This window comes from Polyangium sorediatum, assembly GCF_029946465.1.
GTDB classification, from domain to species: Bacteria; Myxococcota_A; Polyangia; order Polyangiales; family Polyangiaceae; genus Polyangium; species Polyangium fumosum.
In genome coordinates, this window is the sequence record NZ_JARZHI010000031.1 from 1 (window position 1) to 14,453 (window position 14,453).

Genomic DNA, 14,453 nt, shown 5'->3' on the forward strand with positions numbered 1-14,453 from the left:
CGGCACCGGCGGCGCCGGCGGCAGCGGCGGCAGCGTGATCGGCACCGGCGGCGCCGGTGGCAGCGGCGGCGGCAGCGGCGGCAGCGGCGGCAGCGGCGGCAGCGCGACCGGCAGCGGCGGCAGCGGCGGCAGCGGCGGCAGCGCGACCGGCACCGGCGGCGCCGGCGGCACCGGCGGCAGCGCGACCGGCACCGGCGGGATGATGGCGACGAGCACGACCACGGGAGCAGGCGGAGGCAACGGGGAAATCCCCTCCAGCGAGGATGGCTGTGGCGCCTGCGTCGTCGGTGGCGGATCGGCGAAAGGCGCCCCTTGGGTCGGTCTTGGGCTCTTGCTCGCGCTGCGGCGGAGGCGGCAGAGCCCTCGGGGCGGCGCGCCATCGTGACCCCCCGTTTCGGGCATCGTGCTCGGAGGCGTGTCGAGGGACCCGGCCGGGGCGTGACAGCTCCGGTGCCGGGTGTCGGCGCTGGGAGGTACGCCGCTCAGGGGTGCCGGACCCCTTAGCGGGGGCGGGAGCGGACGCGGCAGCGGAGGCGGCAGCGGGATAGGGTTCCGGTCGTTCTGACCCGGGGTCGCCAACCCCGTGAATCTCGGCTGAATTTCGACGGGTCGGGGACCCCCTGCAATGCCCGGTTCGCACGAGCGGGCCCGAGAGAGAGTGGAAGGGCGATCGCCGGTGAGGTCGAGCTACAATCGACCTACCATCGAGGAGGACTTCATGAGCACCAAGACGAGCGTGACCATGACCGCGCCGTGCGAGCACGTGGCGCAGGCGACCATCGACTCGGTCGCTCGTCCCGCCCCCGGCTGCGAGGACTGCATGAAGATCGGCGGCCGATGGGTGCACCTTCGCGAGTGCCTCACGTGCGGTCACATCGAATGTTGCGACTCGTCGCCGAACCGCCACGCGACGGCGCATTACCATCGGACGAACCATCCCATCATCTCGTCGGCCGAGCCCGGCGAGACCTGGTGTTGGTGCTACGTGGACGGGCGCTTGCTGGAGTAACGGGTCGAGAAACGAAGGGAGCGCCGGGGGCGGGAGCGGACGCGGCGAGCGGGAGCGGCGAGCGCCCTCCCGCGCCGGGATCTGCCCGCAGGTCAGGGGCCGCCGGCGTGGAGCGCCGCCCCAAAGAGGAGGGCGGCGACGCGCAAAGCCGCGCTCCTCCTGGGGTCGTGGCCTCGCGGATCCCGTAGGTCGACTCCGCGCGGACGGAGAGATTCACCGCGTCGGCTCCAGGTCATTCTTCGATCGCCCGGATCAAACGAATTCACCCCCCGCCATGACCGGTTGGTTCACTTGTGTCAAGTGGGCGGGCGGATCGACGCGGGTAAACCCGGTGGTATCTACATTCGTCCTCCAACCGGGTTGGACGCCGGGCTCGAGAGGTTCGACCTCCAAGGTCCTCGTCCACAGGTCCGGCGGCAGCGACTTGTCCACGCGCAGGTGTTGCTTCACCCTCCTCCAGACCGTGCCGCCTTGGACGCCGAGCGTGAAGAAGAGATACCGCTCCTTGACATCCCAGTCGCCGCTGAGGCCGATGCTGGGGACATCGTGTATCTCTATCGTGAGGATCCCGCCCTTCTTTCCAAGGTAGCGGCGGCTCGCCTCTGCCTGATCGTCCGCTGTATGGACGTTCTCCGTCCTCGGATTCGCGTCCCCTCCTCGCCGGTGGAAGAGCTGCGCGCCCCCCCGAATGACGGAGCCCGGCATCCCAACGGCGGAGCGATACCCCTCGCGGTACCGCGCGAGCCATGGCGCGAAATTGGGGCTGCCGGGGTTCCGCGCGTACTGGTCGACGCTGACCTCCCACCACGTCCGCGACTCCTTGGTCGGCGCGGCGACAGGCGTGATCGCATCGACATCGGCGGCATCCCCGGCCGGGCTGGGCCTCCCCCGAATTTCCATGCAAAGGATATGCTCGTGCCATACGAGCCTCGGGGTCTCGTGGAACCTGCTCATCCGCGAGGCATCATACCGCATCCGAAATAACGCGTGGACGTTATGGCCGAGGACCTCGTCGCTGGTGCGGTTCGTAGCGAAGATGGTGATATTCTCGAGGCGCCATTTTCCCATAGACTCGATTCCTTCCTCATGAGCCGAACGTCGGTTCTGCGCCAACGGACGTTCGAGACGGTATGTCCGATACGACGGCACCTCCGCTCGCCAAAGAAATCATGCGCCCCGTCCAGCTTAGCGCATCGAGCATCGCCCCCCGCGCGGAGAGCACAGGTAGGTTCACTAGAACATCGATCGGTTTGACAACCGCTCGATGTTCTAGCTCTTTTGTCCCGAGGGGGACGCCTCGCGTCCCCCTCTCGCCCGGGCAAAGCCCGGTCGATTCACCCCCCGAGGCGATCTCGCTTCGCGATCTCGCAGAGCGCCGAACGGGTCGGCGCTCTAGGAATTCGCAACACGACAAAACCTCCGCCCCGACGACCCACGCGAAGTGGGGCGAGGAGGGCAAGCACGGCCTGGTCCTGCAGAGGCCGAGCACGACGGTAAGCTCGCCGTCCCCGAGCGAGATCCCCCACGTCCGCGTCCCCCCTTGCACGGGCGCTTGACTTTGGCCCGCTCCCGCTTCCGCCCCGCTCCCCCTGCGATGCGTGGAACAGATCGTCCCCGGCACACGCACGTCGGGCACGTTCGGGACTCACCTACCTCTTGCGGTCCCTTGGTGTTTCGTCCAAACATCGTTCGGCGGACGGACGCCAAAAAAGTTCGCCAGGTCCGAGCGACCGGGATACTTCCAGGTACAACATGAACCAAACGCGCTACATCACCGCTCTCTGCGCTGCCGTGCTGCCCCTCGCTCTGGCCCTCGTGGCCAATGGCTGCGGCAACAAGGAAGAAGAAGTTCCGCCCGCGCCCTCGGCCATCCCCGCGCCGACGCCGACGCCGGCCCCCACGCCGACGCCGCTCGTGGTCGAGGAGGATGCAGGCTCGGACGCCTCGGACGCAGGCGAGGACGCGGACGCGGGCAAGAAGGTCGTCGGTACGGGCGATTCGACGGGCATCCGCGCCTGTTGCTCCGCGCTCCGTCAGAACGCGAACTCCGCGCCGCTCGATCAGAAGGCCTCGTACCTGGCCGCGGCTGGCATGTGTGACGGCCTCGTCAACTCGCCGGAGGGTCGCCAGGCCCTCACCGCGGTCCGCAACATGCTGAAGGGCGCCGGCGCCCCCGCAGCTTGTAAGTGAGACGCCCCCGCGTCCCGAGCGCCGCGGCCCGCCGATCGGCGGATGCGAGCCCGCGCGCGCGTCGCGTGGCCCTCGCCGCAGCGCTCGGGTTCGTGGTCGCCTCGTTCCCTTTCCGCGCGGCGCACGCGCTCGAACCCCCGCCGAGCCCAGGCCGCGCGAAGATCACCTCCGGCATCGCCTTGATGGTGAGCGGCGCGGTCGTCACCGGCCTCGGCGCGGGGCTCTACATCGCGAACGAAAACGCCGATCGCGCCGCGTGTGTCCCCTGCGCGAAGTCGTCCTGGGTCTTTCCGACCGTGCTCATGGGGATCGGCGGCGCCATGTTCGTCGCGGGTATCCCCGTGTTCGTCCTCGGACAGGTCGAACGTTCCCGCGAGCCCGCCGCCGTCGTCTCCCTCGGACCGTTGGGCGCGTCCGCGCGTTTCACGTTCTAGCGACCTGGGACCGACATTCCTCGAAGAACGCTTCCCGCGGGGGTCGACGCGTGGCGACCCCTTCGCGTCACGACGACCAGCGGAGGTCGACACGTGGCGACCCCCTTCGCGTCACGCTGACCGGCAGCGGTCGACACGTGGCGACCCCTTCGCGTCACGACGACCAGCGGAGGTCGACACGTGGCGACCCCCTTCGCGTCACGCTGACCGGCAGCGGTCGACACGTGGCGACCCCTTCGCGTCACGACGACCGGCGGAGGTCGACGCGTGGCGACCCCCTTCGCGTCACGACGACCGGCGAGGGTCGACGCGTGGCGACCCCCTCGGCCGCCCCTCACGACCCTCAACCCCCGTGCGTCCACACGAGCGTCCCGCCTTCGAGGTTGACGGCGCCGTGCCACTCGGGGGGGACGACGGGGTCGGTCCAGTCGAAGAGCCACTTCGCGTCGGCCGGGGCGAGGTTCACGCAGCCGTGGCTGCGCGCCTTGCCGAACTCGTCGTGCCAGTACGCCCCGTGCAGCGCGTAGCCCTCGTGGAAGTACTGGATGTAGGGCACGTCGCGTAGATCAAACGAGTCCGAGCCTTCCTCGCCGTCCATCGTCCCGGAGACGTGCTTCGCGTGCACGTAAAACACCCCGCGCATGGTGGCGGTCGTCTTCTCGGGATCACTCATCCCGCCGCGCCCCGTGGACACGAGCGTCGCGAACACCGGCCGCGTCCCCTCGTACGCCACGAGGAACTGCTTCTTGATCGACACGTCGATCCACTTCTTGCCCGCGCGCGCATGCCCGACGGGATCCTCGCGTGGCGTCCCGATCAGCATCGTCTCGGCGGGTAACCAGAACCCCTCGGTCGTCTCCCACAACCCGCGTTCGCCGCCCTTCGTGTTGCCCGTCAGGATCCAGCCCGATCGCCAGGGCGCGATCCCTTTTTCGTGCATCCGTCCGTCCGCCCCCTCGACGAGCTTCGACGCGCCGTGGCTGACGACGATGCCCGGCAGGCCCGGTTTGTCCACGACCACGCCGTGGTGCGCGCTGATCTTCGCGGGCTTCGTGCGATCGAGCGGGATCAGGTCGAGCTCGGTCGTGAGGCCGAACTTTCGGCTCGTCCATTCGAAGGCCGTGACGAGCCCGAAGGCCGACTCTTCCTTCGCGCGGCCGGCGTGCACGGTGTAGCGGAGCGGCTCGACGGCGCCGTACGGCTTCGGCAGATCGCGGCCCTCGCCGAGGAACGCGGGCACGGTGTCGAGCGGGACGTTCGGCGTGATCGCGAGGCGGACGTGCTCGCGCACGGTGGGCCCTTCGACGCGGCGTTGGTCCTTGTCGGTCGGCAGACGGAAGTAGAGGTGGGGCGCGGGGGAGCGCGACATCACGTAGGCGTAAGGCAACGTGGCGGCGCGGTCGGGGCCTCGCAGGGCGGCCTGGATGACCTGGTGATCGATCGCGAGCGTCGCGCCTTTGCCGACACACACGTAGCCGCGCGGCACGATGCGGTACCAGCCGCCCTCGCAGCGCCGGGTGCCGGCGGAGGCCTCGGCGCGGTCGACGACGGCGCCGGCGCGCAGGTAGCCGAGCTTCGTCGAGCGATCGTCGGGCGCGACGTAGATCCACGTCCGCATCGCGATGCTGCCGATCTTCGCGCCGTGGCCCGGCTCGGTGTCCTCCGCGGCGCGTTTGTCGGCGGCGGGGGTGCCTTCGGGCTTGCTGGGACGCTCGAGCGTCGCGCCGGGGGGGGTCCGATCGAGGACGCGCCCCGGCGGATCCTCGACGTTGCCGCAGCTCGGGAGAGCGAGCAGCAGGGCGAGGAGCGCAGGCCTTCGGGAGGGACGCGCGCGCGGGGACATCGGGGAGGTTCGCCGCTGCTTAGGACGAACGCGCGGCTCGGGCAACGTCTTGGCGAGGGGACTGCGTGGGAGGGTGGGTCAGGTTACGGGGTGGCGGACGGGCGGGCGGGGGCGCGGCTCAGCCGCAGATGCCATTGGTGCACACCATGTCGAGACAATCCGCATTTTTGAGGCAGCTCTTTCCGGGAGCACATTTCACGCAGCTCCCGCCGCAATCGACGTCGGACTCGGTCCCGTTCTGCACGGCGTCGCTGCAGGTCGGGACCGCGCACTTGCCGTCGGTGCACACACCGCTACTGCAATCGGCGCCCACGTTGCACGTGCTGCTGGTCGCGCACTTCAACTGACAGATGCCGCCACAGTCGACGTCCCCCTCGCCGCCGTTCTTCACGCCATCGAAGCAGCTCACACAAACGCCGTTGTTGCACGTCGAGGCCACGGCTACGCAGTCCGAAGCCTGCGAACACCCGATGCAAACACCGGCGCCGTCGCACTTGCCCATCCCCGTCGGGTTGTTCGGCGTCGCGCAGGGCGACTGCGACGCGAGCGGCGGGTTCACGGGGGCCATCTCGTTGCACTGATCGGCCGTGCAAGTATTGCCGTCGTTGAAGGGGTCCGTGGCATCCACGATCGTCTCGACGAGCCCCCCATGGCAAACCTTGGTCTTGCAGTTGCCGGTCGTTTGGTCGCTCGGGGGGAGCGCGCTCCCTTCATTGCGCGGCGTCGCAACGCATTGCTTTTCCGTGCACGCCCAGTCGCTACAGAAATCATCGGAGGGACAATCCCCGTCGCTCCCGCAGCCGATGCACACCCCCATGTCGTTGCACGTGCCATTCGTCCCGCACGGCGCCCCGTTCGCCGGCGTGTGGCTCTCCTTGCCGCCCTCGCAGGCGTCGACCGTGCACGGGTACATGTCGTCAGGGTCGGCGTCGCCGCTCGCCGCGAACATGCAGACCTGGCCGACGCACGAATCCACCGTGCACCGGTTCTCGTCGTCGCATTCCTCCGACGTCGCACACGGGATCTCGCATTGACCCGCCACGCACTCACCCATGCTCGTGCCGACCTGGCACGTCGTCCCGTCCACCGCGGTGTGCTGGGGCGCGCCCTCCGTGCAGGTGTCCTGCGTGCAGGGATTCGCGTCGTCCGGCGTCTCCGTGTCGCTCGGCACCACGACGAGCTTCCCGCCCTGGCATTCCTTGCGGATGCAATCGTCGGGCGTGGTCGGGTCCGTCTGCCCCGCCGTGCACTCTCCCGGGACATTGGCCTCGAGATCCAGGCATCCGCCCGCCCAGACGACCATCGCCGTCAGAACGAGCCCACCCAGTCGACGTCCCCATGCCATCACACACCTCGCCCGAAAAAAACCTCGCTCACGGCGCGCACACGTCGTTCTCGCAGTGGTTCGAGAAGCACTGCGCGTTGTCGGTGCACGTGAAGCCCGTGTCGCCGAGGCACACGCCCGCGCCGTCGCAGACCTCGGGGCCCGCCGCGACGCACGTGCCGTCGGTCGTGCCCGCCGGGACCGGCATGCATTGGCCCTCCATCCCATCGAGCGCGCAGGAGAAACAATCGTCGGCGCAGGCCACGTTGCAGCAGACGTCGTCCACGCAATGGCCGCTCGCGCAGTCCGCGTTCACCCCGCACAAGTCGCCGAGGTCGCCGATGCACATGCCCGCGCCGTCACACGTGCCCGGCGTCGTGCACTCCATGTCCGGATCGGTGCCGAGCGTGATCGGCTCGCAAACGCCGTCGGCGCCGCTGCCCTTTTTCCCCGCCGAGCACGCCTCGCAGATGCCCGTGCAGGCGTCGTCGCAGCAGACGCCGTCCACGCAATGGTCGCTCAGGCATTCCGCGTCCGCGCCGCAGAGCTTGCCCTGCAAGGTCTTGCACGCGCCCGCGCCGTCGCAGGTCTCGTCCGCCAAGTCGCACGTGCCGTCGTCGTTTTGCCCGCTCGCGACGAACGAGCAGACGCCCGGCGAGGCCGCGAGGTCGCACGCCAAACACGTGCCCGCGCACGCCGTGTCGCAGCAGACGCCGTCCACGCAGGTTCCGCTGAAGCACTCGGCGTCGGCGTCGCACGTGGCCGCGTTTTCTTTCTTGCACGCGCCCGCGCCGTCGCACGACTGGCTCATCCCCGTGCACGTCATCGGGTCGTCCTGCCCATTCGCGACGAACGAGCAGACGCCCGGCGAGGCCGCGAGGTTGCATGCCAAGCACGTGCCCGTGCACGCCGTGTCGCAGCAGACGCCGTCCACGCAATGGCCGCTCATGCACTCCGCGTCGCCGCCGCACGTGGCCGCGTTTTTTTTCTTGCACGCGCCCGCGCCGTCGCACGACTGGTTCATCCCCGCGCACGTGGCCGCGTCGTCTTGCCCCGCGGGGACGTTCGTGCAGGTGCCCGCCGAGCCCGCGAGGTTGCACGTCTGGCACGTGCCAGCGCACGCGCTCGTGCAGCAGACGTTCTCGTCGGTGCAGAACCCGAGCACGCAGTCCCCGCCGTCCTGGCAGGGCTCGCCCGGATCCTTCTTGCACGCGCCCGCGCCGTCGCAGGAGTTCGTTCCGACGCATCCCGGCGCGTCGTTCGTCGAGATCGGCACGTTCGTGCAGGTGCCGACGCTGCCCGCGACATTGCAGGCCGTGCACGTCTCGTCACAGGCCGCATTGCAGCAGACGCCGTCGGCGCAAAACCCGCTCAGGCACTCCGCCGCCCCGGCGCACGTTTCGCCCGCGACCTTCTTGCAGACGCCCGCGCCGTCGCAGGATTGGTTCGCCCCGGCGCACGTCCCCATGTCATCCTGCCCCTTCGCGACGAACGAGCAGACGCCGGCCGCGCCCACGAGGTTGCAGGCCTTGCACGCGTCGGTGCAATCCGTGTCGCAGCAGACCCCGTCGACGCAAAACCCGCTCAGGCAATCGCCGGAGGCCAGGCAAACGCCGCCGTCCTTCGATTTGCAGGCGCCGGCCGCGTCGCAGGACCGCGTGCCCGCGCAGGCGTTCGTGGGGTTCGTGTCCTCCGCGGAGACGAGCGGCGCGCACGTGCCGACGCTGCCCAGGAGGTTGCAGGCGAAACACGCGGTGTCGCAAGCGCCATTGCAGCAGACGCCGTCCACGCAGAAGCCGCTGACGCAATCGACCGCGCCCGCGCACGTCTGGCCGCTGTCCTTCTTGCACACGCCCGCGCCATCACAGGCGTTCGCGTTCGTGCAGGTGGGCGCGTCCTCGATCGCGGCAGGCACGTTCGTGCACGTGCCGACGCTGCCCGCGATGTTGCACGCCTTGCACGTGTCGCTGCAGGCCGCGTCGCAGCAGACGCCGTCCACGCAATGGCCGCTCAAACACTCGAGGGCCCCGCCGCACGTCTGCGCGGGCGCCTTCTTGCACACGCCGGCGCCGTTGCACACGGTGCCGCCGTTCTGGTCGCACGCGGCGTTGACGGGCCGGTTCGGGTTCGAGGGCACGCCGGCCGCGCTGCACACGTCGTCGGTGCACGTGTTGCCGTCGACGGGTTTGTCGGCCGTGTCGGGCGACGTGACGATGTGGCCCTGGCCGTCACATTCGACGACCTTGCAATCGAGGGCCGTCTGGCCGTCCGGCAGCGCCGTGCCCTCGGGCGTGTAGCTCACGCCGCACTGGTTGTTGATGCACGTGCGGACCTTGCAGAAATCGTCGGCGCCGTCGCATTGCGCGGCCTCGTTGCAGCCGACGCATGTCCCGCCGCCGTCGCAGTAGAGCCCGGCGCCGCACGCCGTGTTGATCGCCTCGCTCGGGAACGACGGCGCGCCGTTCGTGCAGACGTTCTTCGTGCAGGCGTTGTCGTCGTTCGGCAGGTCGGCATCGTCGACGATCTCCTTCGTCGCGCCCGCGCCGTCACACACGACCTGCATGCAATCGCCGGCCGCCTGGCTGGAGAACGGGGTGCCGTTCGCCGCGAACGTCTGTCCGCAGACGTGGTTGTCGCACGTGCGCTGCTGGCAGACGTCGTCCGGCGGCAGGTGGCCGCAATCGGCGGGGTCGTTGCATTCGACGCAGCCCGACGCGCCGTCGCAGACCTCGGGTTTGCCCGGCTCGCAGGGCTCGCCCGCGCTCACGGGCGGGTTCGTCGCCGCGCCCATCGTGCACACGTCGAGCGTGCAGGAGTTCATGTCGACGGGGATGTCCGTGTCGTCGACGACGGCCGTGTCGTCGCCCGCGACGCAGATATGCTGCAAGCAATCCCCGGGCACGGGGACGTAGCCCGGCGTGGGCAATCCGTCGAGATCCGTGAAGAGGCAGGTGCCCGCGCCCGCATTGCAAGCGTCCTCGGTGCAAGGATTGCCGTCCTCACACGGCTTTTGCGCGCTGCACTCGACCGAGCACGCCCCGCCCTGGCACGTCCCCTGCGCCGTGCCGAAGAGACAGCTCGCCCCGTTCTGCGCCGGCGTGTGGACCGGCGCGCCCATCACGCACGCGTCGTTCGTACAGCTCTCGCCGTCGTTCTCGATGTCGGCGTCGTCGTTCGTCGTGACGACGGCGCCGGCCACGCAATCGACCCGCTGGCAATCCCCGGCGACTTGTCCCGGCATCGGCCCGTCGTCGACCGGCACGAGGACACACGTCCGATCATTGCCGCACACGTCGACCGTGCAAGGGTTCTGGTCGTCGCAGTTCTCGTTGACGAGGCAGGCCTTCGTATCCTCGATCGGTAGAGACCCGTTGGTATCGAGCCCACACGAGGCGATCGGGGAGACGAGGGCGGCGGCGAGGAGCGTGGTGAGGAGAGAGGCGAGGATGCGGGGGCGATTGGGCATCGGTCGGGTGTTCTGTTCGTTCTGCAATCGGTCTTCGAGGGGAACGAGGCCGCCGTCATCCCCCGCAGGACGGCGGCCTCTGCGATGTCACGGCATACAGTTGTTGCCGCCCGGGCACTTGTTGCTCACGCAGTCGCTGTCGCTGCTGCAGTTCTGGCCGTCGTCGAGCTTGCACGCATTGGCGCCGTCGTTCGTGCCATCGCAGCTCTTGTTTCCGACGCATGCGTTCGCGGGGAAGGTGTCCTCGGCGTATTTCGCGACGGGCTCGCATTGCCCCAGGTTGCCCGCCTGATTGCAGGAGAAGCACGTCGTGTCGCATTCGCTCTCGCAGCACACGCCGTCGACGCAGGGGGCATTCAGACAATCCGCCGCGCTGGCGCAGGTCCCGCCCAGGTCGCCCTTGCACTCGCCCATGCCATCGCACGATTTGTCGTTGCCGACGCACGCGTTCACCGGGAAGTTGTCGTCGGTCCCCGACGGGATGTTCGAGCACATGCCGACGCTCCCCGAGACGTTGCACGCCTGGCACGTCCCGGTGCAGGCGCTGTTGCAGCAAACGCTATCCACGCAGTTCGTGGAGAGGCACTGCGACGCCATCATGCACGTCTTCCCGAGGTCCGTCTTGCAGCCGCCGTTGCCGTCGCACGATTGATCACCCGAGCAGGGGCCGTCATCCTGGCCCGACGGGACGTTCGAGCACGAGCCCAGCATCCCTGGGACGTTGCACGCCTGGCAGGCCCCGCAGCTCGACGAGCCGCAGCAGACGCCATCGACGCAGAAGTTGCTGAGGCAATCGCTCGCCCCGTTGCAGTTCGTCCCGTTGGAGCCCTTGCAGCCGCCGGAGCCATTGCACACGCTGCCGTTCGTGCACGTCATGCTCGCGCTGACGTCGGGCTGACCGGAGGGGATGTTGACGCACTTGCCCTCGTTCGCCATGACGTTGCACGCCTGGCAGGTCGTGGTGCACGACGACTCGCAGCACCGGCCGTCGACGCAGAAGTTGCTCACGCACTCGCTCGTGCCGCCGCACCCCTGCCCGTCGTCCTTCTTGCAGGCAGAGTTGCCGTTGTTCGTCCCGTCGCACGAGCTCGCGCCCGTGCACGAAGGCGCGTCCTCTTGCCCCTTCGGCACGGGGCTGCACGTGCCGAGGCTGCCCGCCAGGTTGCACGCGCGGCACGTCCCGTTGCAGTTCGTCGAGCAGCAGACCGCGTCGTTGCAGAACGTGCTCGCGCAATCGCTCCCGTTCGCGCAGCTCTTGCCTGGCGACTTCTTGCACTGCCCTCCGCTGTTGCAGACGTCGCCGCCGTTCTGGTTGCACGCCGTGCCCGAGGGCTGATTCGGGTTCGACGGCGTGGTCCCGTTGCACGTGTCCTGCGTGCAGTCGATGCCGTCGACCTTGGGATCCGTGGGATCCGCGACGGTGACCGTGTTGCCCGCGCCGTCGCAGACGAGGCGCTTGCAGTCGTCCTCGGTTTGTCCGTTCGGGAGCGCCGTGTTGTTCGGCGTGTACTCGACGCCGCACACGTTGCTGACGCACGTGCGCTTCTTGCAGAAATCGTCCGCGCCCTGGCAATCAGCGGCCGTGTTGCAACCGACGCAACCGCCGTTCGAATTGCAGACCTGGTTCATGCCGCAGGCCGTGCCCTGCATGACGGGCGAGGAATTCCCCGTGCCGCTCGAGCAGGTGTCCGTCGTGCAAGCGTTGTTGTCGTTCGGCTTGTCGGTGTCGTCGTTGACCTCCGTCGTGCCGCCGTTGCCATTGCAGACGATCTTCTTGCAGTTGCCCGCGGTCTGGAGGGCCGGGCTCGCCGTCGTGTCCGTCCCCATGTACTTCGGGACGCACGCATTGTTGACGCAATCGGCCTTCGTGCACTCGTCCTCGGTGATGATGCCGATGCAATGTGTGGCCAGGGTGCACTGGACGCAGTTGCTCGCGCCGTCGCACACCTTCGTCTCCTCGGGCGTGCACAACGTCCCCGAGGTCGTGGGTGGGTTCGACGGGGTGCCGTTCGTGCAGACGTTCTCCGTGCAGGGATTCACGTCGACGGGCACGTCCGTGTCGTCGGTGACGTCCGCGTCCTTGCCCATGACGCAGAGCTTCTGCTTGCAATCCCCCGGGGGCTGGGTGGCGCCCGGGGTGGGCAGGCCGTCGATGTTCGTGAAGACGCACTTGCTCGTGGCGATGTTGCAGAAATCGTCCGTGCAGGGGTTGCTATCGTTGCACGGGTTCTGCGCGTCGCACGAGATCTGGCAGACGCCCATCTCGCACGTGCCGCTCTGGTTGCCGCGCTGGCACGCCTTGCCTTCGGGCGCGTCCGTATTGCTCGGCGCGCCGGCCATGCAGACGTCGATCGTGCAGGGCTCGTTGTCGTCCGGGATGTCCGCGTTGTCGGTGACGTTGACTTCCGTGCCGGCCGCGCAATCGATCCGCTGGCAATCGCCGACGGTCTGCGCCGGGTTCGGCCCGTCTTCGATCGGCGTGTAGACGCAGATCTTCTCGTCGCTGCACGTATCGACGGTGCAGGAGCTATTGTCGTTGCAATTTGCGGCAGACTCGCAAGGCTCCTGGGTCTTCACAGGCTCCGAGCCGTTCGTGTCGAGCGCGCAGGAGGAGGCCTGTACGAGGGCAGAGGCCACGAACGCCGTGGCGAAGAGGGCAGACAAAAGGCGGGGGCGGGGCATGACGGAGGTCTCCGGGGATACGTGGCATCAATTGCAGAGCTTGTTGCCACCACAGCTATTGGAAGCGCAATCGCCGTTCTTCGTGCACATCTGGCCTGCAGCGCACTTGGTCTGGCAGGAACCGCCGCAATCCTCGTCCGACTCGGTGCCGTTCTTGACCCCGTCGTCGCAGGCTGGGGCGACGCACATGCCGGCATTGCAGACGCCGTTGAAGCAATCAGCAGGCACGTTGCAGGAGGCTCCCACCGCGCACTTCAGCACGCACAGGCCGCCGCAATCGACATCGCCCTCGCCGCCGTTCTTCGCGCCGTCGAAGCAGCTCACGCAGACACCGTTGTCGCAACTCTCGTCGCAGTCGCCCGGCACCTTGCACGCCTGGCCCGCCGTGCACCTGTCGATGCACTCGCCGCCACAGTCGATGTCCGTCTCGGTGCCATTCTTCGTGTTGTCGCTGCAACTGAAGCAAGTGTTGACGGCCACGTCGCACGTATGCCACGGCGGCCCCCCGCCGCAATCGAACGTCTGCGAGCATCCGAGGCAAACGCCGACGCCGTCGCACTTGCCCATCCCCGTCGGGTTGTTCAGCGTCGCGCATTGCGAGAGCGCCGGGAGCGGCGGGTTCACGGGGGCCATCTCGTTGCACTGATCGGCCGTGCAAGAATTGCCGTCGTTGAAGGGGTCCATCGTGTCCGCGTTCGTCACGACCTTCCCGCCCTGGCAAACCTTGACCTTGCAGTCGCCGGTCGTCTGGTCGCTCATGGGCACTTGCATTCCTTCATTGCGCGGCGTCGAGACACATTGCTTGTCCGTGCACGCCCAATCGCTGCAGTGATCGTCGACAGGGCAATCCGTGTCGCTCCCGCAGCCGATGCAAACACCCATGTCGTTGCACGTGCCGTTCATCCCACACGGCGCCCCATTCGCCGGCGTGTGGCTCTCCTTGCTGCCCTCGCAAGAGTCGACCGTACACGGGTTCATGTCGTCGGGATTGGCTTCACCGCTCACCGCGAACATGCAGACCTGGCCGACGCACGCGTCGACCGTGCACCGGTTCTTGTCGTCGCATTCCTCCGACGTCGTACACGGGATCTTGCATTGCCCGGACACACACTCGCCCATGCCGTCGCCGAGCTTGCACGTCGTCCCGTTCACCGCGGTGTGCTGGGGCGCGCCCGCCGCGCAGGTGTCCTGCGTGCAGGGATTCGCGTCGTCCGGCACCTCCATGTCGTTCGGCACCGAGACGAACTTCCCCCCCTGGCATTCCCTGCGAACGCAATCGTCGGGCATGGTGGCGTCGGTCTGCCCCGTCGTGCACTCGCTCGAAGGGTTCGAGCCTTGCTGGTCGAGACACCCGGGCGCCGAAACGACCATCGCGGACGTGATCACGAAGATCGACGCCAAGCCGTACGAGCGCACCGTGCTCCTGCGGAGGGAAGTCGCGAAGTTGGTCATGGAGAACTCCAAGGCAAGGCGCCGAGCCAAGACGCCGCCGCCAGTTTCGCCGA

Annotated in this window: 11 protein-coding genes; 4 read left to right on the forward strand and 7 right to left on the reverse strand. The window is 68.4% G+C overall.

The genetic code is table 11. The features are described from left to right. The coding region (locus tag QHF89_RS28740; RefSeq protein WP_284721055.1) for a hypothetical protein at positions 1-240 on the reverse strand (240 nt) is incomplete at its 3' end. Here QHF89_RS28740 and QHF89_RS50235 point away from each other — a divergent pair. Both QHF89_RS50235 and QHF89_RS28745 read left to right on the forward strand, forming a co-directional pair. Then, entirely contained in the window at positions 203-385 is a 183-nt protein-coding gene (locus QHF89_RS50235) for an MYXO-CTERM sorting domain-containing protein (protein WP_425440847.1), read from the forward strand. The genes QHF89_RS28740 and QHF89_RS50235 overlap by 38 nt on opposite strands. A gap of 357 nt (positions 386-742) precedes the next feature. Next, entirely contained in the window at positions 743-1,009 is a 267-nt protein-coding gene (locus QHF89_RS28745) for a UBP-type zinc finger domain-containing protein (RefSeq protein WP_136968975.1), read from the forward strand. A 252-nt stretch (positions 1,010-1,261) separates the two neighbouring features. Here QHF89_RS28745 and QHF89_RS28750 read toward each other — a convergent pair whose 3' ends face one another. After that, complete coding sequence (locus QHF89_RS28750) at positions 1,262-2,077, reverse strand: hypothetical protein (protein ID WP_136968847.1); 816 nt, start codon at positions 2,075-2,077, stop codon at positions 1,262-1,264. Between the two features lie 684 nt (positions 2,078-2,761). Between QHF89_RS28750 and QHF89_RS28755 the strand changes: the two genes are divergently transcribed. Beyond that, positions 2,762-3,199, forward strand: a complete 438-nt coding sequence (locus tag QHF89_RS28755) for an acyltransferase (protein WP_232379388.1) — start codon at positions 2,762-2,764, stop codon at positions 3,197-3,199. Continuing rightward, positions 3,196-3,633: a hypothetical protein gene (locus tag QHF89_RS28760; protein WP_136968848.1), complete on the forward strand. Its 438-nt coding sequence runs from the start codon at positions 3,196-3,198 to the stop codon at positions 3,631-3,633. Before QHF89_RS28755 ends, QHF89_RS28760 begins: the two co-directional genes overlap by 4 nt. Before the next feature lie 343 nt (positions 3,634-3,976). Here QHF89_RS28760 and QHF89_RS28765 read toward each other — a convergent pair whose 3' ends face one another. The 5 genes from QHF89_RS28765 to QHF89_RS28785 form a co-directional block, all read right to left on the reverse strand. Next, positions 3,977-5,476: a L,D-transpeptidase gene (locus tag QHF89_RS28765; RefSeq protein ID WP_136968849.1), complete on the reverse strand. Its 1,500-nt coding sequence runs from the start codon at positions 5,474-5,476 to the stop codon at positions 3,977-3,979. Positions 5,477-5,594: 118 nt separating this feature from the next. Beyond that, entirely contained in the window at positions 5,595-6,821 is a 1,227-nt protein-coding gene (locus tag QHF89_RS28770) for a hypothetical protein (protein ID WP_136968850.1), read from the reverse strand. A 28-nt stretch (positions 6,822-6,849) separates the two neighbouring features. Further along, positions 6,850-10,266 (reverse strand): hypothetical protein, encoded by a 3,417-nt coding sequence (locus QHF89_RS28775; RefSeq protein WP_136968851.1) that lies wholly within the window; start codon positions 10,264-10,266, stop codon positions 6,850-6,852. Positions 10,267-10,353: 87 nt separating this feature from the next. After that, positions 10,354-12,948, reverse strand: coding sequence for a hypothetical protein (locus QHF89_RS28780; RefSeq protein WP_136968852.1), 2,595 nt, complete (start codon positions 12,946-12,948; stop codon positions 10,354-10,356). 27 nt (positions 12,949-12,975) lie between these two features. Beyond that, the gene (locus QHF89_RS28785) at positions 12,976-14,400 is read right to left on the reverse strand and encodes a hypothetical protein (protein ID WP_136968853.1); all 1,425 of its coding nucleotides are present in this window, start codon (positions 14,398-14,400) and stop codon (positions 12,976-12,978) included. Between the last annotated feature and the right edge of the window lie 53 nt (positions 14,401-14,453).

Bases quoted from the DNA above. Each gene is read 5' to 3' on its own strand.
- QHF89_RS28755 (WP_232379388.1), top strand. From the start codon at position 2,762: ATGAACCAAACGCGCTACATCACCGCTCTCTGCGCTGCCGTGCTGCCC.
- QHF89_RS28775 (WP_136968851.1), bottom strand. From the start codon at position 10,266: ATGCCCAATCGCCCCCGCATCCTCGCCTCTCTCCTCACCACGCTCCTC.
- QHF89_RS50235 (WP_425440847.1), top strand. From the start codon at position 203: ATGGCGACGAGCACGACCACGGGAGCAGGCGGAGGCAACGGGGAAATC.
- QHF89_RS28765 (WP_136968849.1), bottom strand. From the start codon at position 5,476: ATGTCCCCGCGCGCGCGTCCCTCCCGAAGGCCTGCGCTCCTCGCCCTG.
- QHF89_RS28780 (WP_136968852.1), bottom strand. From the start codon at position 12,948: ATGCCCCGCCCCCGCCTTTTGTCTGCCCTCTTCGCCACGGCGTTCGTG.
- QHF89_RS28785 (WP_136968853.1), bottom strand. From the start codon at position 14,400: ATGACCAACTTCGCGACTTCCCTCCGCAGGAGCACGGTGCGCTCGTAC.
- QHF89_RS28745 (WP_136968975.1), top strand. From the start codon at position 743: ATGACCGCGCCGTGCGAGCACGTGGCGCAGGCGACCATCGACTCGGTC.
- QHF89_RS28750 (WP_136968847.1), bottom strand. From the start codon at position 2,077: ATGGGAAAATGGCGCCTCGAGAATATCACCATCTTCGCTACGAACCGC.
- QHF89_RS28770 (WP_136968850.1), bottom strand. From the start codon at position 6,821: ATGGCATGGGGACGTCGACTGGGTGGGCTCGTTCTGACGGCGATGGTC.